Annotated in this window: 16 protein-coding genes; 9 read left to right on the forward strand and 7 right to left on the reverse strand. The window is 57.4% G+C overall.

Translation table 11 applies throughout. The annotated features are described in order from the left end of the window. The first annotated feature begins 5 nt into the window (after positions 1-5). From Q8X48_RS12795 to Q8X48_RS12805, 3 genes are read left to right on the forward strand one after another with little or no spacing between them, the layout of a single operon-like run. A complete protein-coding gene (locus Q8X48_RS12795; protein ID WP_407800244.1) occupies positions 6-2117 on the forward strand; it encodes an acetate--CoA ligase family protein in 2112 nt (703 codons plus the stop codon). Beyond that, positions 2114-3628, forward strand: a complete 1515-nt coding sequence (locus tag Q8X48_RS12800) for an acetyl-CoA acetyltransferase (protein WP_407800245.1) — start codon at positions 2114-2116, stop codon at positions 3626-3628. The genes Q8X48_RS12795 and Q8X48_RS12800 overlap by 4 nt, the downstream gene beginning before the upstream one ends. After that, positions 3625-4413: an enoyl-CoA hydratase-related protein gene (locus Q8X48_RS12805; protein ID WP_407800246.1), complete on the forward strand. Its 789-nt coding sequence runs from the start codon at positions 3625-3627 to the stop codon at positions 4411-4413. The genes Q8X48_RS12800 and Q8X48_RS12805 overlap by 4 nt, the downstream gene beginning before the upstream one ends. A gap of 57 nt (positions 4414-4470) precedes the next feature. Here the strand turns inward: Q8X48_RS12805 and Q8X48_RS12810 are convergent, their stop codons facing one another. Then, the gene (locus tag Q8X48_RS12810) at positions 4471-5682 is read right to left on the reverse strand and encodes an oxygenase MpaB family protein (protein ID WP_407800247.1); all 1212 of its coding nucleotides are present in this window, start codon (positions 5680-5682) and stop codon (positions 4471-4473) included. A gap of 193 nt (positions 5683-5875) precedes the next feature. Here Q8X48_RS12810 and Q8X48_RS12815 point away from each other — a divergent pair, with 193 nt between their 5' ends. From Q8X48_RS12815 to fadB, 6 genes are all read left to right on the forward strand, one after another. Further along, positions 5876-6529: a TetR/AcrR family transcriptional regulator gene (locus tag Q8X48_RS12815; protein ID WP_407800248.1), complete on the forward strand. Its 654-nt coding sequence runs from the start codon at positions 5876-5878 to the stop codon at positions 6527-6529. A 180-nt stretch (positions 6530-6709) separates the two neighbouring features. Continuing rightward, positions 6710-7888: an acetyl-CoA C-acetyltransferase gene (locus Q8X48_RS12820; RefSeq protein ID WP_407800249.1), complete on the forward strand. Its 1179-nt coding sequence runs from the start codon at positions 6710-6712 to the stop codon at positions 7886-7888. Between the two features lie 174 nt (positions 7889-8062). After that, positions 8063-9226: an acyl-CoA dehydrogenase family protein gene (locus tag Q8X48_RS12825; protein ID WP_407800250.1), complete on the forward strand. Its 1164-nt coding sequence runs from the start codon at positions 8063-8065 to the stop codon at positions 9224-9226. Positions 9227-9244: 18 nt separating this feature from the next. Next, the gene (locus tag Q8X48_RS12830) at positions 9245-10402 is read left to right on the forward strand and encodes an acyl-CoA dehydrogenase family protein (protein ID WP_407800384.1); all 1158 of its coding nucleotides are present in this window, start codon (positions 9245-9247) and stop codon (positions 10400-10402) included. A 20-nt stretch (positions 10403-10422) separates the two neighbouring features. Beyond that, positions 10423-11406, forward strand: a complete 984-nt coding sequence (locus Q8X48_RS12835; protein ID WP_407800251.1) for an NAD(P)H-dependent flavin oxidoreductase — start codon at positions 10423-10425, stop codon at positions 11404-11406. Position 11407: 1 nt separating this feature from the next. Continuing rightward, complete coding sequence (fadB, locus tag Q8X48_RS12840; RefSeq protein ID WP_407800252.1) at positions 11408-13546, forward strand: fatty acid oxidation complex subunit alpha FadB; 2139 nt, start codon at positions 11408-11410, stop codon at positions 13544-13546. A 137-nt stretch (positions 13547-13683) separates the two neighbouring features. On the opposite strand, the gene Q8X48_RS12845 is transcribed toward fadB, so the two are convergent. The 6 genes from Q8X48_RS12845 to Q8X48_RS12870 are packed head-to-tail and all read right to left on the reverse strand — an operon-like array spanning position 13684 to position 18442. After that, entirely contained in the window at positions 13684-14406 is a 723-nt protein-coding gene (locus Q8X48_RS12845; RefSeq protein WP_407800253.1) for a histidine phosphatase family protein, read from the reverse strand. After that, positions 14399-15055: a TetR/AcrR family transcriptional regulator gene (locus Q8X48_RS12850; RefSeq protein ID WP_407800254.1), complete on the reverse strand. Its 657-nt coding sequence runs from the start codon at positions 15053-15055 to the stop codon at positions 14399-14401. Before Q8X48_RS12850 ends, Q8X48_RS12845 begins: the two co-directional genes overlap by 8 nt. Further along, the gene (locus Q8X48_RS12855) at positions 15052-15450 is read right to left on the reverse strand and encodes a DUF6285 domain-containing protein (protein ID WP_407800255.1); all 399 of its coding nucleotides are present in this window, start codon (positions 15448-15450) and stop codon (positions 15052-15054) included. Before Q8X48_RS12855 ends, Q8X48_RS12850 begins: the two co-directional genes overlap by 4 nt. Continuing rightward, positions 15450-16463, reverse strand: coding sequence for a phosphotransferase family protein (locus Q8X48_RS12860; protein ID WP_407802763.1), 1014 nt, complete (start codon positions 16461-16463; stop codon positions 15450-15452). Before Q8X48_RS12860 ends, Q8X48_RS12855 begins: the two co-directional genes overlap by 1 nt. Before the next feature lie 7 nt (positions 16464-16470). Continuing rightward, complete coding sequence (locus tag Q8X48_RS12865) at positions 16471-17253, reverse strand: SDR family NAD(P)-dependent oxidoreductase (protein WP_407800257.1); 783 nt, start codon at positions 17251-17253, stop codon at positions 16471-16473. 10 nt (positions 17254-17263) lie between these two features. Further along, the gene (locus tag Q8X48_RS12870; RefSeq protein ID WP_407800258.1) at positions 17264-18442 is read right to left on the reverse strand and encodes an acyl-CoA dehydrogenase family protein; all 1179 of its coding nucleotides are present in this window, start codon (positions 18440-18442) and stop codon (positions 17264-17266) included. Between the last annotated feature and the right edge of the window lie 10 nt (positions 18443-18452).

The following is an 18452-nucleotide window of genomic DNA, read 5'->3' on the forward strand; positions in this document are numbered from 1 at the left end:
AAAACATGAGTCGTTCTCTTGGCGCCTTGTTGCGCCCGCGTTCCATTGCTTTGATCGGTGCTACCGAGCGTTCTATCTGGTCGAATGCGGCCCATCGCAACCTGACCAGTTTTGGCTACAGCGGTAAGGTCTACCTGGTCAACCGCAATGCTGGCAGTGTTTATGGTCAGCCGGTTTATGTCAGCGCCAGCGCTATTGGTGAGCCTGTGGATCTGGCTTTGCTGATGGTGCCGGTTGCCGGCGTGCTGGAAGCATTGGATGATTTGCAGGCCGCGGGTATTGCTAATGCGGTGATGCTCACATCCGGTTTTGCTGAATTGGGTGAGGAGGGGGCTAAGTTGCAGGCAGCCCTTCACGAACGCGCCGCCGCTCATGGCATAGCCTTGCTTGGACCCAATTGTCTGGGTTTCATCAACTATATCGACAAAGCCCCGGTATGGACCCTGGCGCCGCGTCCTCAGGGGCATTTTGGCTCGCTGGCGATCATTTCGCAGAGCGGCGCGACTGCAGCACTAATTTCCTATTTTGCGCAGCAGCAGGGACTGGCTCTCAGTTACCTGGTCTCCACCGGGAACGAGGTCGATGTGGACATCGCGCAGGTGTTGGATTTCATGGTCGATGAGCCCAATACCAAAGCGATTGCCTTGTTCATCGAGACGGTCCGCGACGCCAACGCTTTCGCCCGGGCTGCCGAGCGCGCCCTGGCAGCCGGTAAACCGGTAGTAGTGCTCAAGGTCGGCGCCAGTGAGATCACCGCCAAGGCGGCTCAGGCGCATACCGGAGCGCTGGTGGGTGATGACCGTGTATTCGAGGCTGCCTGTCGACGACTGGGGTTGATTCGTGTGGCTTCCATCGAGGATCTGGTGGTGACTTGCGATTTGCTCCAGCAACTGGGAGAGGTGGGTGAGGGTGGCCTGGGTCTTGTTTCACTCTCGGGTGGGATCTGTGAAATTGCGGCTGACCGTGCCAGCCACGTCGGTTTGCCTTTGGCCGAACTGAGTTCAAATACCGTGCAACGTTTGCGCGACGCCTTGCCGGGTTTTGGAACGCCGCATAACCCGCTCGATGTCACTGGCGGGGCCATGCTCAAGCCGGAAATTTTTGAGAAGTCGATACATGGCTTGGGACAAGAGCCGAATATCGCCGCAGTGGTAACCGTGTTCGATGTGCCCACCGACGAGAGCAACGATGGCGAGTTCGCCCGCAATGCGCTGGCACATATTGGCAACGCCTTGCGTGAGATTCCCGTGCCTGGACTGGTGATCAGCCATAGTGTTCGCCCGGTGACCGAGCGTTCCAGGGAAATCATTCACCAGGCCGGGATCGCTTACCTGGGCTGCGGCGTGGACTTTGGCATGGCCGCGTTGTCCCGGCTGTTCGCTTGGTCAGCAAGACGGCGCAAGGGGATTGCGACAAAAGAGACTGTAACCCAGGCTAATGTGCGTCCTGACTCCGAACGTTCGACCTTGGCTTATCTCGCCAGTCACGCGGTGCCGGTGGTGCCTGCGCAGTTGGTACACTCTGCCGTTGAAGCGGTAGATGCCGCACGCCGCATTGGCGAATCGGTGGCGCTAAAGGTGGCGTCCAGGAATATCGCCCACAAGACTGACATCGGTGGCGTGAAGTTGAATGTGCTTGGCGATCAGGCGGTCGCGCAGGCTTTTCTGAGTATCAGTGAAAGTGTCCGTCAAGCCCGGCCGGATGCGGAGGTCGAAGGGCTAGTGGTTTCGCCGATGCGCGGCAAAGGGGTCGAACTCTTCGTCGGTACATTGCGCGATGCGCAGTGGGGGCCTGTCCTGGTGGTGGGGTTAGGTGGCATTTGGGTCGAGGCTTTACAGGACACCAGCCTCAGGTTGCTGCCGGTAAAGGCCGAGGATGTTCTGGAGCAACTCTCGGAATTGCGTGCAAGCAAATTACTGGATGGTTTCCGTGGTGCACCCGCGGTGGATCGCCAGGCTTTGGCTGAAATAATCGCAAAAATTGGCAATGCCGCATTGGCTTTGGGGCCGGAACTGGTGTCGCTGGAAATTAATCCTCTGTGGAGTGATGGCGAGAGAATCGAGGCTCTGGATGCCTTAGCCATCTGGGACTCCAAGCCAGAGGGAGAGGCGCTGTGAAAAGCGAACTGTCTGCTGAGCGGATCCCGGTCATTGTCGGTGTCGGAGAGATCACTGACCGTCCAGATCAACTTCTGGAAGGGTTGGAACCCATTGCGTTGATGGAGTATGCCTTGCGGCGTGCGGAGCAAGATGCCGGTGTTGAGTTGCTGGCAGAGCTGGATGCGCTGGATATCGTCAATGAAGTGTCCTGGCCGTATCCGGATGCACTCTCTCTGCTTGGTCAGCGACTGGGGATTACACCTCGACATGCTTGCTATGGAGAGGTCGGTGGGGAAAGTCCCGTGCGATTTATACACGAGGCTGCGTTACGTATTGCTCGTGGTGAAAGCCGCGTGGCAGCGGTAGTCGGAGCGGAAGCTACGCACACTGTAAGTAAGGCGCAGAAGGTGGGCCTGACGCTGCCATGGGCGGAGCGTGAAGCTAACCCGCGAATGACTCGTGGCAAGGATCTGGTGCATCCCTTCTCACTGGCGCATGGGATTTTTTCACCGGTTACCATTTACCCACTCTATGAGAACGCTACTTTAGCGGCGTGGGGGCAAACCCCAGAGCAGGCGCTGACTGAATCAGGACACCTGTGGCGACGTTATGCGCAGGTGGCGGCACATAACCCATTTGCATGGAGCCAGGATGTCCCTGAAGCAGAGAGCATTGTCGCAGCAGGGCCACAGAACCGGCTTATTGCCTGGCCGTATACCAAGCAGATGGTGGCCAACCCGATGGTCAATCAAGGGGCCGCGATTCTGTTGACCAGCCTGGCGCATGCCCGTGAACTGGGAATCGCGCCAGAACAGATGGTCTTTGTCCATGCAGGGGCCGCCGCTCGAGAACCCAGGGACTACCTGGCGCGGGAACAACTCCAGCGTTCCGATGCGCAGGACGCGGTACTCGAAGCGGTCGTGACCAGCGTCGGCGGCGATGCACAGGCATTCACGGCTCTGGAGCTGTATAGCTGTTTTCCTTGCGTGCCAAAGATGGCGCGTCGCACCTTGGGCCTGGACGACAGCGTTGAGGCAACTGTGACCGGCGGTCTCAGCTTTTTCGGTGCTCCCTTGAACAATTACATGACCCATGCGGCGGCTGCTATGGTGCGTCGCCTGCGTAACCAGGTCGATGGCCTGGGTTTGTTGTATGGGCAAGGCGAGTTCGTTACCAAACACCATGCCCTAGTGCTGGCCTCGACAGCTCCGCAGGTGGCTCTCTCGCAGGATTACAGCGTGCAGTCGATCGTGGAGGCGCGACGTGGGGTGATTCCTGAGTTGATCGGGACTTACGAGGGGCGTGCAAGCGTCGAGACTTTCACGTTGGTGCATCAGCGCGATGGAGCGGTGGAGTTCGGTTTTGTCGTTGCCCGTACGCCGCAGAGGCAGCGTTTGCTGGCTCGAGTTTCGGCAGATGATGAGCGGACACTCTCGTTTTTGACCGATCCACTGCACTCTCCTGTTGGGGGATATGGACAGGTTTCTCAGGGGGATAATGGGCTCTTGCAATGGAGTAGCGAACGATGAATGACTACGTACAGGCAACAGTTACCGTCGAGCAAGTCGGTGAACATGTGGCACTGGTCACGCTCAATCGACCGCATGCGCGCAACGCAGTAAATGCTGAACTGGCTCAAGCCCTTGAGGCCGTCGTACGGCAGACCGAGAGTGACCCGGACATCTGGGTGGTGGTGCTGACAGGATGCGGCGAGCAGGTGTTTTGTGCAGGTGCTGACCTCAAGGAAGTGGCAGCAGGCAATGCGGCCTCCTTGTTCACCGCAGATGGTGGTTTTGCCGGTTTTGTTGAATCTCGCCGCAGCAAACCCTGGATTGCTGCAGTTAATGGTCTGGCACTGGCCGGTGGGTTGGAAATTCTATTGTCTTGCGACCTGGTGGTTGCGTCTGCTCAGGCAGCGTTTGGACTGCCCGAGGTCAAGCGTGGTTTGATGGCGTTAGCCGGTGGGCTTTACCGCCTGCCACGGGCCTTGCCGCGAGCCGTAGCACTTGAAATGATCATTACAGGTGAGAATCTGGGGGCAGAACGTGCCTGGCAATTGGGGCTGGTCAATCATCTTGAGCCATCGGAGCAGGTGCTGCCCAAAGCCTTGAGCCTGGCGCAGGTTATCGCACGCAATGCGCCAATAGCCGTGCGCGAAAGCCTGCGTATCGCACGACAGACCGATGATCATTCCGAAGAGGAGCTTTTTCAAATGAGCCGTCAGGCGCGCAATTACCTGGTGACCACTGAGGATTATCTCGAGGGGCCGCGGGCCTTTGTAGAGAAGCGCATGCCGCAATGGAAGGGGCGCTGAGGGCGCGCCTGTTCACGATCAATGCCCCGGAGCAATACTCCGGGGCCACTCAGGCTATCAGGCAGTCTGTGGCAACTCCTCACTCGCGACCGCGTCGATACTGCTCTGATAGGTTGTCTTGCCTTCGAGGGCCGCGATGGCCTTATCGAAAGACGTCAGCGTCTGCGCGATCTTCCGTTGTCGTACGGCGCTGTCCGAGCGTTCCAGCTGACGCTGATAGCGGTTGGCATCTGTGATGATCGGTAGCAGATTGGCAGCCCAGTTCTCTTGCGCGCCGAGCTTGTCGGCAAGCTCGGCGCCATGGAACCGTCGGCAGAAGGCATGCATCAGCAAGACCGTTACATCTTCCGGCAATCCAAGGGCGGGTTGCAGAAGTTGGCCGAGTGCAGTGAGCATCCTTTCTGTGAGTGCCCGCGAGTTTTCGTCCGGCTCTGCACAGGATGCATCGATCAGCGCCAGAAGCTGCGCAGCGGAGTGCTGATCAACCACTTGTCGATAGAATCGAGGTTCTATGCCGAGCAGATGAGCAACCAACTGCCACAAATGATAGAGGTCCTGAAACTCCTGTTGATCGAAGGTGATACCGATTTTTTCCAGGGCACTGAATGGCACATAGGTAAAGTCCAACCAGGTTCTGAGCATATCCAGTTGGCTGATCGGCATGCCGAGCTCCGCTTGGTTCCATCCTCGTTTGCGCAGGCCTGCTCTTACCCGAGCATGCAACATGCGCACCTGCAGGGTATGGATGTAACCCTCCGACCCCTTGATCAGACCTCCGGGGCGTAACGCTCGTTGTTCCCAAGTAGCAGTCTCAGCCAGTCGTCGTGCCGCACGGTCATCAAGATTGCCGGTGCCCATCAGGACCTTGGCAATGGTTGGTGAGCTGTAGGTGTGCGCCAAAGATCCAGGGCCGAGCGAGATGGTCAGCCACAATGAGCCAATGCTCAGATAAGCCTCCGAGCCACGTTGAATGCTGGTTTCATCGACCCACTGAGGAATCGTCTCGGTTTGCTCCAGCAATGCCCCGACTGAATCGGGAGGTGATTGCAGGCTGTCACGTCCCTTGCGGATGCCTGCATCCAGGATCCCTTGTGTGCCGACAGGCGCCTTACTCAATTCGAAAACTGTGCTGTCCGCCAGAGCATCGCCTGCGGCAGCCATTTCAAGAAGTAATGTCAGTTTGTCAGAGCCAAAACGCTCAATGATATGGGCGCGGTTGATGATGTTGAATGGAGGGCTGGACAGCAGTTCGTCGGGAGTCTGTGGCATGGTCGTGACTTCTATCTTTCCCGTAAGGTTTTGCCCGGGATTGTTGTTGGGATGACATCTTTCGTTTATTTTAGTAAACGATACCGTTTCTTTTATTCTTATATTTATGAAAATGCAAGCAGCGCTTTCCAGGCCTTTGGCCTATGGGCCCAGCCGTGCGACCATCCACAGCATCGGTGAGGAGAGACAATTGATGGAAGCTTCAACTCAACAAGAAGTCCGTGGAGTACGTAGAGGTCGACCCTCGTTGGAGGAAGCCGAGAGACTGGTCGACGACATCCTGGATCGTGCCAGCCTGCTGTTTATGGAACAGGGGTTCGGCGTTACAAGCGTCGAAGCCATAGCGCAGGCGGCAGGGATTTCCAAACGTACCTTCTACACGCGCTTCGCTGGAAAGGCCGAAGTGTTCGAGGCCGTGGTGTTGCGCTATGTGCGACGCAATGTTCGTTCACAGCCTGTGAGCGCAGCTCCTGATCAGCCGCTGGAAAAGCGTTTGTACGACATGGGGATTCATTTGCTTGAATGGATATTGCAGCCGGATGTGCTGGGAATTTATCGAATGACTATCGCTGAGGTGCAGCGATTTCCCCAATTGGCGCACATGGTGGCTGAGTACGCTGTCGTCGATGCGACACGTGCGTTCGAGTCGACTTTACGCGCTCATGCGAAAGTGCAGATGAATGACGAAGAAATTGCCTTCGTGGCTGGTCAATTCATGCAGACCGTTGCTGCAGAGCCTTTCCATCGCGCCATCCAGGGATTGGAATCCCCTGGGCTTGATGACGGCAAGCGGGAAAGGCTGCGCAGGGCCGTTAAATTATTCTTGCAGGGCTTTCCCGGAGACTGAGTTGCTCTGGAGAGTAGCCATTGGGTGATTCCGAGAAAAGGGACTGTCATTCCTGGCAGCAATTGAGTGTGTCGCTGCAGTCGGCAGACTGGAGTAAAAATCGTCCGAATGAACAATGGTGGCTGACGGCAATGACGCTAGCCTTGGCGATCTCTCACTCATCAAGCAAGAGGAATCCTCATGGCAGAAGCCTACATAGTTGCGGCGGCAAGGACCGCGGGCGGCCGCAGGAACGGTCGGCTTTCGGGTTGGCATCCGGCTGATCTGGCCGCACAGGTTCTAAATGAACTGGTGCAACGGGCGGATGTCGATCCAGCGCTGATCGAAGATGTCATCCTTGGTTGTGTCAGTCAGGCGGGCGAACAAGCAACCAACATCGCGCGTAACGCGGTTTTGGCGTCAAACCTGCCAGAAAGCGTGCCAGCTACCACGATTGACCGCCAGTGTGGCTCTTCACAGCAGGCGCTGCACTTTGCTGCCCAAGCCGTGATGTCCGGCAGTATGGATATCGTCATCGCCGCAGGTGTCGAAAGCATGAGTCGCGTTCCCATGGGAATGCCGGTTTCTCTGCCGCTTAAAAATGACCTTGGCTACTATGTCAGCCCAGGCATGCAGCAACGGTATCGGGGGGGGGATTTCAGCCAGTTCAGTGGCGCCGAGGCCATTGCCAGGAACTATGGCATCAGCAAGGAGCAGCTGGATCAGTATGCCTTGCGTAGTCATCAATTGGCTGGTGCTGCAACCCGGGCGGGTAAATTCGACAGTGAGATCATCAGTGTGCCGGTTCGGATTATCGAGGGGCACGCACCGAACGAGCTACACCGGTTCGACGAAGGCATTCGCTTCGATGCAAGCCTGGAAGGTATTGCCAACGTCAAACTGTTGCAGGAAGGGGGGCGTATCAGTGCCGCCAACGCCAGCCAGATATGCGATGGTGCCTCCGGCGTGTTGGTGGTCAACGAGCGCGGATTGAAAAGACTCGGTGTCGAACCATTGGCGCGTGTGCATCAGATGACAGTCCTTGGTCACGATCCGGTAGTCATGCTTGAAGCGCCGATTCCGGCGACGCAATTGGCATTGAAAAAAGCCGGTTTGAATATCGCCGACATTGACCTGTACGAAGTAAATGAAGCTTTTGCGCCTATTCCCCTTGCATGGCTGCAAGCGTTGGGGGCTGACCCGGCGCGTCTCAATGTGCATGGCGGCGCGATTGCTCTCGGACATCCACTCGGTGCTTCTGGTACCAAGCTGATGACCACCTTGCTTTATGCCCTGAAAGATCGTGGCAAGCGCTACGGTTTGCAGACGATGTGTGAAGGTGGTGGATTGGCGAATGTGACGATCATCGAACGGCTCTAACTTAGGTCTGCTTGCTTTTCGACAGGCCATAAAGCCCGGTCAGCTGACGCTACCGGGCTTTGTCATTTCGGGCATCAAAGCAGCCCGAGAGGAAATAGTCAAAACGAACGAGGAATCTCCAGCGCTCATCTCCCTAGACTTGGTCCTCACAAGAAAAAATGCCAGGTCCCACCGATGAATTTCCCCAGAAGCCATTTCGAGCCCGAACACGAGCAGTTCCGTGATTCCGCTCGACGTTTTTACCAGCGAGAAATCGGACCTCACGTCGAGCGTTGGCGTGAGCAGGGTTGCGTCGATCGTGACGCCTTCCTGAAGGCCGGCGCTCAGGGCTATCTGCTGATGTGGGCTGAAGAGGAGTATGGCGGGCTGGGCCTGCGAGATTTGCGTTTTGAGCAAGTGCTGGTCGAAGAGAACGTGCGTCACGGTGATATTGGTTTTTTTCAGGGCACTCACTCGATGCTGGTCGGCCCGTACCTGGACAAGTTCGCGACATCCACACAGAAGCACAGGTACCTGCCGGGTGCGATCAGCGGCGAAACCATCCTTGCCATCGCCATGACTGAATCCAATGCTGGCAGTGATCTGGCCGGAATGAAGACGCGTGCCGAGGATAAGGGTGACCACTGGCTGCTCAACGGTTCCAAAACCTATATCTCCAACGGCATTCTCGCTGATCTGGTGGTGGTGGCTGCGCGTACCAATCAGCAGAATCGTCACGGCATCAGTCTGTTCCTGGTGGAACGAGGCATGCCGGGCTTCGAGCGCGGACGCAAGCTCAAGAAGATGGGGCTGCATGTTCAGGATACCGCCGAGCTGTTCTTCGACAATCTCAAGCTGCCTAAAGAGAACCTGTTAGGCGAGCTCGATCAGGGCTTCAGCTACCTGGCCCAGTGCCTGGCAGTCGAGCGCTTGATGAGCGCCATAACTTCCATTGCCCATGCTCAAGTGGCGTTCGATATCACGCTTGAGTTCGTCAAGGAGCGCCGCGCTTTCGGTAAACCGATTGGGGCTTTACAGAACACTCGTTTCACGCTGGCAAAACTGCGCGCGCAAATCGACGCCTTGCAAAGCTATGTCGATCAGGCCGTGTTGTTGGCCAATGAGGGGCAGCTGAGTGCAGAAGCCGCCTCGGCGGCCAAGTTGCTGACCTCGGAACTAGAGGGGCAAGTAATGGATGCTTGTGTGCAACTGTACGGTGGAGCCGGCTATATGGACGAATATCGTATCAGCCGGATGTACACCGATGCGCGGATCTCACGGATCTACGCCGGGGCCAGTGAAATCATGAAAGAGATCATCGGCCGTGGCCTTGGGCTTGATCCTCGGCAACTGGGTTGAAGGAGCACAAAGATGAGTTTGCAACGCACGATTTTCGACGCCGATCACGAGCTGTTCCGTGATTCAGTACGACGCTTTATGCAGAAAGAGATTGGCCCTCACGCCGAACGTTGGCGCGAGCAGGGCTACGTCGATCGTGAGGCTTATCAAAAGATCGGCGAGCAGGGTTTTCTGCTGATGTGGGCTGACGAGCAATTTGGCGGCAGCGGCCTGCGGGACCTGCGTTACGAGCAGATTCTTCAAGAAGAGAATATCCGTCATGGCGACGCAGCGTTCTACCAGAATCTGCACTCCATGGTGGTCGCTCCGTATCTTGATAAGTTCGCCAACGAGGAACAAAAGTGCAAGTACCTGCCAGGGGCGATCAGTGGCGAGAGCATCCTGGCTATCGCGATGACCGAGTCCAACGCTGGCAGCGATCTGGCCGGCATCAAGACCCGTGCCGAGGATAAGGGCGACCACTGGCTGCTCAATGGCTCCAAGACTTACATCTCCAATGGAATTCTGGCCGACGTGGTGATAGTCGCGGCGCGTACTGATCCGGATAACCGGTATGGCATCGGGCTGTTTATCGTCGAGCGCGGCATGCCGGGATTCGAGCGCGGGTTGAAACTGAAGAAGATGGGCCTGCATGGTCAGGACACCGCTGAGTTGTTTTTCGACAACGTCCGGCTCCCCAAGGAAAACCTTCTCGGAGAGCCGACCAAGGGTTTCGTCTATATGGCCCAATGCCTGGCTATTGAGCGGCTACAGGTGGCCATCGGTTCAATCGCAGCCGCCCAGGTGGCTTTCGATATCACCCTTGAGTTCGTCAAGCAACGCCAGGCATTCGGTAAGCCATTGGGAGCATTGCAGCATGTGCGCTTCACCCTGGCCGAGCTGCGGGCAAAGCTGGATGCGGTGCAGTGTTTCGTCGATCAGTGCGTGATGCTCGGTAATGCCGGGCGTTTGAGTTCAGAGCTTTCCTCCGAAGCCAAACTGCTGGCCAGTGAGCTGGAAGGGCAGGTGGTGGACCAGTGTGTGCAGTTGCATGGCGGTGCGGGTTATATGGATGAGTACCGAATCAGCCGCCTCTATACCGATGCTCGAGTCTCTCGGATCTTTGCCGGCGCTAACGAAATTATGCTGGAAATCATAGGGCGTAGCTTGGGGCTGGACGAGCGCAAGCTGACCTGAGCGTTTTTTTGGAGAACATCATGAAAACCCGAATCACCGAACTGCTGGGCGTGCGTTATCCGATCATCCAGGGCGGCATGCAGTGGGTAGGGCGTGCGTCCCTGGCCTCCGCGGTTTCCAATGCTGGCGGCCTGGGTGTTCTCACCGCTTTGACTCAGCCGACTCCAGAGGCGCTTGCGCAAGAGATCGCTCTGACCCGCGAGCTGACTGACCAGCCATTTGGCGTCAACTTGACTATTTTGCCGTCGATCAAACCGCCTCCTTATGCGGAATATGTGGCGGCGATCATCGAAGGCGGGGTCAAAGTGGTCGAAACCGCCGGTAATAGCCCGAAAGAGTTCATCGAACTGTTCAAGGCTAATGGGGTAAAGATTCTGCACAAATGCACCACCGTGCGGCATGCCCTATCCGCCGAACGTAATGGGGTGGACGCCATTTCCATTGATGGCTTCGAGTGTGCCGGCCATCCGGGTGAAGACGATGTGCCAGGGCTGATCCTCATCCCCTTGGCTGTGCGGGCGCTGCGGATTCCGGTCATCGCTTCGGGCGGTATCGGCGAGGGACGTGGGCTGGCTGCCGCCCTGGCGCTGGGGGCTGAAGGCGTGAACATGGGGACGCGTTTTTGCGCCACACATGAAGCGCCGATTCACGACAACATCAAGCAGGCGCTGGTTGGTGCCAGCGAGCGTGATACCCGATTGATATTTCGCAGTTTGAAAAATACCGCTCGCGTGTTGCGCAACAGCATTTCCGAAGAAGTAGTGAGCATCGAACGGCGTGTCGGCGGCTGCGAATTCGAGGACTTGCGGCCATTGGTGGCCGGGGTGCGCGGGCGTGCGGCACTGGAAGCCGGAGAGGTGGATAACGGGGTTATCACTGCCGGTCAGGTGGTGGGTCTTATTGAAGACATACCAAGTTGTGCGCAACTGATTGAACGAATGGTCGCTGAGGCGCGTGAACACCTGCTTCGGGCAAACAGCTATTTCATTGGCGAGGGTAAGTAACGTGTTTCAGGGACAAAGCATTCAATTGATCGAGTTGGGCGACGGCTTGATCGAGTTGCATTTCCAGCGTGGCGACGAAACGGTCAACAAGCTTGACAAGCGAACAGTCAATGAGCTGCGGCAAGCTTCTGAGTTTCTGGCTATGCAGCCCGCCGTGCGTGGGGTATTGGTCACTAGCGGCAAGGAGGTTTTCATTGTCGGTGCCGACATCGGTGAGTTCGGTGAGTTATTCAAGTTGCCCGAGCAGGCATTGGAACTCGATAGCTTGAAAAGCAATAGCGCCTTCACCGCTTTTGAAGATCTGCCGGTTCCCACGGTTGTGGCAATCAACGGATATGCCTTGGGCGGGGGGCTGGAAATGGCGCTCAGTGGCGATTACCGAGTCTTGTCCAGTCAGGCGCAGATTGGCTTGCCGGAAGTCAAGCTCGGGTTGTTCCCGGGATTTGGCGGTACCGTGAGGCTACCGCGTGTGGCAAGCGCTGACGTGGCCATCGAGTGGATTACCAGTGCAAAGGTGCAGAAGTCTTCATCCGCTTTGGCTGCTGGTGTCGTGGATCAGGTGGTTGAGCCTGAGGTGTTGCGCGATACTGCTTTGAAGCTGCTGCGCGAAGCGGTAGAGGGTACTTTGGACTGGAAATCTCGACGTGCGCGCAAGCTGCGGCCACTGCCGACACCGGCCAAAAGGTTATTCGAAGCTGCCAAAGGTCCGATTCAGGCACGTAGCCCGAAACACCAGCCCGCGGCTTTGGCTGCCCTGGAGTTGATGGCCCTGGCGGCAGGTGAGTCTCGTGAAGGGGCTCAGGCACTGGAGTGCAAAGCTTTCGCGCGAATCGCCAAAAGTCAGGCTGCGGCGTCTTTGGTACAAGCTTTCCTCAACGAGCAAAAACTCAAAAAGACCTTTCGGGCGCATGTTGACCAGTCACGCAAGCTGACCCTTGGGGCGGTATTGGGTGCTGGAATCATGGGTGGCGGGATTGCGTATACGAGTGCTTTGCGAGGTACTCCGGTACGCCTCAAGGATATCGCCCAGGCGCAGCTCGACCTGGGTATCGGCGAGGCACAAAAACTACTGGCCAGACAGGTCAAAAATGGTCGTCTGGGTGAAGAGAAGGCGCCGGGAATATTGGCTTCGATTACACCGCAACTGGATTACACCGGGTTCGAGCAAGTGGACATGGCGGTCGAGGCTGTGGTGGAGAATCTCAAGGTCAAGCATGCCGTATTGTGCGAACTGGAGTCAGTCACTCGTGACGACTGTGTTATTGCGTCCAACACGTCCAGTCTGCGCATTGATGATCTTGCTGCACCACTGGCAAGACCGCAGAACTTTATCGGCATGCACTTCTTCAACCCGGTACCGGTCATGGCGTTGGTCGAAGTGATTCAAGGCGAGAAAACCAGCGACGAAGCAGTCTCTACTGCTGTCGGCTATGCTTTGGCGATGGGCAAGACCCCAATCGTAGTCAAGGATTGCCCGGGCTTCCTGGTCAATCGCATTCTTACGCCTTATATCATGGGCTTTACCCGGTTAGTGGCTGACGGTGCCGACTTCGCTGTCGTGGATCGCGTGCTCGAGGCATTCGGTTGGCCAATGGGACCCGCTTACTTGCAGGATGTGGTGGGTATGGATACCGGTAACCACGTCGTCGAAATCATTTCTGCCGGCTATCCGCAACGCATGTCCAGGCAGAGCAAGGATGCCGTTGCCCTGATGGTGGAAAACGGTCGATTTGGTCAAAAAAACGGGCTTGGTTTCTACCGCTATGAAGCGGATCCCAATGGCAAACCAAAGAAAATCGCAGCAGTCGATACCTATAAATTACTCGCTGCGGTTCAGCCCGTCGGCAGGCAAGACTTCGATCCAGAGACAATCATTGAGCGGTGTATGCTGCCGTTGATTCTTGAAGCCGTGCATTGTCTGGAAGAGGGTGTCGTTGCCAGTGCTACCGAGCTGGATACCGCCTTGCTTCTGGGCATCGGGTTTCCGGCCTACCTTGGCGGCGCACTGAAATATGCGGATTGGTTGGGCCTGCCGCATTTGGTTGCACTGTGCGATACGTACGCACCGGAACTGGGGCCGATGTATCAGGCTACCGATACTCTTCGGGTAATGGCCGCGCAGGGTCGTACGTTCTACTAATGCAGCAGTAGGGTAGCGGTGATTGGCAGCGCCGATGGATCAGGCGCTGCCGGTACCACATGATGACTCTATAGCCAGGCAGGCTGCGCTAACGCTCATTCGAACAATCGGGTCAAGTCCAATACAGGTACGCGTTATCAAGCGTGCTTGTATTGGCGGTGGACTCGTTCCATCACTGTAAGGCGCGCGTAATGCTTGAGTGGGTCATAGGGGGTGAAATTGACGGTGCGTAGCAGCATGCGTTTCAGTTGGCCCTCGACGATATCCAGGTCAATGATGTTGATGCACGCCGGGTCTTGCTCAAACGCCGACATGCCGCTCAGGGTGTTGCCGGGTTGCGCTTCACCAAGCAGAATCCGATTGACCGCATCGTGGGCCACCAGCAGGGCATGCCGCCAATCGAGCGCGAGCAGATCATGCCAAGCGGCTAACACCCGTTGGCTGAACTCCAGGTAGGTTTCTCCACCAAGAAAACGACTGTCGTGTTGGGCTGCCAGTTCGTAGGGATACGCCAACTCTTGTCCCAACCGTTCCGGTGCCAGTTCGCGTAGCCGGCCGCTGCGGATCTCCCGGAATCCCGGTACCTCTTCGAGGATCAAACTGCGGTCGCCAAGAACGATACTGGCAGTTTCCCGGGTACGTGTGAGGCCTGAGCAGACGGCCAGATCCAACTCCACCGAGGCCAATACCTGGGCTGCAGAATGTGCCTGATGTCGACCTCTTTCCGTCAGATGGACATACCTGGGGTCGACGGGGCTACCATCGTCATTGAAGTAGCACACTGAGGCATGGCGCATCAGATAGAGCCGACGGCGCTGTGCGGGGTAGTTCTCTACAGCCTCTAGCGAAAGGTTAGACATTTCTGGCGACCCTCATGGCAATGACGGGCGCTGACATCGATTTGCTTGTCTGCCTGGCAGCCGCCAATACACCCAAGGTCATACCAGTCGCCAGTTCGAGATGATGCTCGTCTGTGAGTGGGGTATCCGCCTCGCAGGTGGGGAGACTATTGAGCAGGGACATCAGGCCTCGCACCGCGCTTTTATAGATAGGTGTGTCAGGCATTGATAATAGGTTCAGCAAGCGCAGTTCATATTGCCCGCGCAGCGACTCGATTTGTGCCAGATGCTCGACGCTGAGGTTACGCAATTCGAGTTCGGCGAGCTGAAATTGATCGTGTTTGAGCTTTTGCAGCGCGATATGCCGGCTGATGAATTCGCGTACGCGTGCTCCTTGGTCGAGCTTTGTCGGCGATTGGCTGAGAACCGGTTCGAGAAGCTCTTCGTAAAGATCTTCAACCAGTTCGAACAGCAGGGTTTCCTTGCTTTCGAAATGGTTGTACAGAGATCCTGCACTGATTCCCAGGTGGTTGCCCAGTTCGCGCAGACTAACTTGCTGGAACCCTCGGCTGGCGAATAGTGCCAGTGCTTTCATCCGCGTCTGCGTACGACGGTCGCAGAGCGGCGAAGGGGAGTCCGCATCAAATGTATAGCGCTCATTCCTGGTCATATGTGCGGCTCCAGGTACTTGGGGTTGCTCTCCATCAGTCTGTAGCGCGCTACCTCGCGCAAGTGGCTGAAAATCAGCGCGGAGCGCGGGCTGGAAGGATTGGCCTGGCCTGCCCGGATCTGCTCGCAAAGCATTCGATTCAAACGTTTCAGGTACTCGTGAGGCGAGTTCGACACTGGGATGGGTAACGGTTTGCCGAGCAGTTCGCCGAGCCTGGCGAGCTCAGCCTGCTCCGGTGCATCGCCAACCGCTAGCTGACGTGCCACGATGCCCATGGCGTTGGCGATCATCAATGCCGCCAGGCGTTTATCTGCAGGCAATGTTTGCAGGATTTCCTCGCGCAGCAGATCTCGAGCGGACTCCAGCAGTTCATGACCATAAGGACGATCGCGCATCAGCGGTACTCCGTGAGGTTGAGAATTTCCCACTCCAGCTCAGGCACGATGTGCCCGGTGAGTGCCAGGTTGAGTGATCGTTCTTGACCGGACACATGGCGTTCAGCTTGCTGAATGGCAATCAGCGCCCAGTTCAGATGAGCCATGACTTCCCAATACAACACGTGCTCTGTGGCGATCGAAGTTTGCGCGATGCGCTCGTAGCCACGATAAAAATCCTCGCGCTGTCCAACACCACCGGCTTGTGCCGCATTGTTACCGAATCGCCAGCACTTGGCGCAGAACCAGCCAATATCCTCAAGTGGGTCGCTCCAGCCAGCGAACTCCCAGTCGAGGATACCGGTCAGCCCTTGTTCATCAACCATGTAGTTTCCGGTTCGGTAGTCCCGATGGCAAAGCACCTGTTGGTTGCTTGGTGGTGCGTTCAGCTCCAGCCAGCGCAAGCACCATTCAAGAACCGGATGAGGCGTTGTGTGCTTGTCGAGAAAGTCCTGCGCACGCTGGATCAGGGTGTGCACGGGCGATGATTCAGAGCGACTCAAGAAGGCCAGGTCGTTGCACGCAGGACTGATCGAATGGATACGTGCCAGTTGCTCGCCCAATTGTTCCGCCAGGTGCACTCGATCGCCGCCAAGGCGCTGGTCTTTGACCAGGCGATGACCGGCTGCGCTGCCCTTGATCCGTCGCATGATGAAGAACGGGCGGCCAATGATCTCCGTTTCACCTAACCAGAGCGGCTCTGGGACTAATACTCCGGCCTGCAAGGCCGCCTTCAACAAGGCGAACTCCTGAGCACGGCCATGACTGGCGGCGACTGCAGAAGGCGCGTCGGTACGTAGTACAACGTTTAGTTCGCCCGCAAACGGACCGCCGATGACCTGCGCATCGATAGCCCAGTTTTGCTGGATCGCTCCGCCGGATAGTAGACTGAGGTTGCGGATCACCACCTGATCGGCGGGAGCGCTACGGGCGATGAACAATTCGATGGTTTTCTGAAATGATGTCTTGGACATACGTACCTCACAACGAACTGAGTAGATGGCCGCCGTCCACTGCCAGGGTTGCGCCTGTCATGTGAAGCCCTGCGTCGCTGGCAAGCAGCAGTAGCGGCCCGGTGAGGTGTTCGGGTTGGCCAAAGCGACGGCTGGGAATACGGCTTCGCAGACGTTCACCCGCCTCACTGGCCAGGAACTCCCGATTCAGGTCGGTGACGATGTAGCCGGGGAGCAGCGCGTTGACACGAATTCCGTAACGCGCCAGTTCGAGGGCCATGGCTTTGGTCGCTTGAATCAACGCGGCTTTGGAGATGCTGTAGGGCGCGACACCCCCTGCGACCCGTTCGCCAAGGATCGAGGCGATATTGACGATAGTGCCGGTGCGTTGTACCGCGACAAGGCGACGTGCGGCTTCTTGTGCCACCAGCCAACTGCCTTTGAGATTGGTATCGAGCACGCTATCCCAGTCATCTTCGCTTTGCTCCAAAAGCGCTTTGGTGACGGTCACACCGGCACAATTGACGATAATGCGTGCCGGGCCTCCGTCATGTTCGATGGTATTGAATGCTTGATGCACGCTCGACGCGCGGGTGACGTCCAGGTTCAGGGCACGGGCCTTGATACCTTCGGCATGCAATTCTTCGAGCAGTTCGGTGAGTTTTTCCGCACGCCGCGCCGCCACAATGATTTCGGCGCCTGCGCGTCCAAGGCTCAGGGCGAAATGCCTGCCGAGCCCGCTGGATGCACCGGTCACCAAGGCTTTTCGGCCGGCGAGATCGAACAGTTCACTGGTGAAGGATAGGGTCATGTCGACTCGCTCAGAGTTGGGTAGGTTTGCGGCCACGCAGGATATTGCGACCGATGCTCCAGCGATGGACTTCGGAGGGGCCGTCATAGATACGGAAGGCCCGCATGTCGGCAAAAGTCCGCGCTACCACCGTTTCATGGGTCACCCCTTGGCCCCCCAGCATTTGTACGCTGCGGTCGACCACTCTCCAGGATGCTTCCGAAGCGATGACCTTGGTCACGCTGGAGTCATGCTTGCCCAGAGCGCCACTGTCGAGTACTGCTGCGCAGTGCCAGATCGCCAGTCGAGCGACGTGCAGGTCCATCTCATTGTCAGCGAGCATGAAGCTCACGCCCTCGTGTTCACCCAGGGTCTTGCCGAAGGACTGGCGCTGGCGGGCATAGTCGCTGGCAATGTCATGACAGCGGCGAGCGGCACCGAGCCAGCGCATGCAGTGGGTCAGTCGCGCAGGGGAAAGGCGTACCTGGGCGTAGCGCAGTCCTTCGCCGGGGGCGCCCAGAATGTCGCATGCCGAGACACGCAGGCCGTCGAAACGCACTACGCCGTGACCACCGGGGAAACAGCTGTCAAGGGCGCCCATTGCACGTTCTATCGTGATACCAGGACTGTCCATGTCTGCGAGGAACATGGTGGCATTGCCGTCCTCCAGTTTGGCCATGATGATCGCGAAGCCGGCACCTTCGGCGCCAGTAATGAACCACTTGGTCCCATCGATAACGTAGTCATCACCATCCTTGCGGGCGGTAGTCTGCAACATGCCGGGATCAGAGCCGGCACCAGGCGCAGGTTCCGTCATGCAAAAACAGGAACGGATATGTCCGGCCGCGAGCGGTCGCAACCAACGTTCTTTCTGTTCGGGCGTCGCAACTTCCTGAAGCAGGTGCATGTTGCCTTCGTCCGGCGCGGCGATGTTCAGTGCTACCGGCCCCAACGGGGAGTAACCGGCTTCCTCGAACAGGATGGCTTTGCTGGCATGATCGAGGGCAAGGCCACCGAAGTCGGTGCTGACGTGGCTGCTCAACAGGCCGGAGGCGCGACCGAGGCTGATGAGTTCCTGGCGCAGGTCTTCACTCGGGCCGTGAGCGGTGCAACGCGGGTCACGTTCGTAAGGTATGACTTTTTCGGCGATAAAGGCCCGGGTGCGTTCCTGCAGCGCTTGCTGGCGTGCACTGAGATTGAAATCTGGCATAGCGGTGTTC

Origin of the sequence: Pseudomonas sp. QLc11A, assembly GCF_052112305.1 — a bacterium.
Lineage (GTDB): Bacteria > Pseudomonadota > Gammaproteobacteria > Pseudomonadales > Pseudomonadaceae > Aquipseudomonas > Aquipseudomonas laurylsulfatiphila.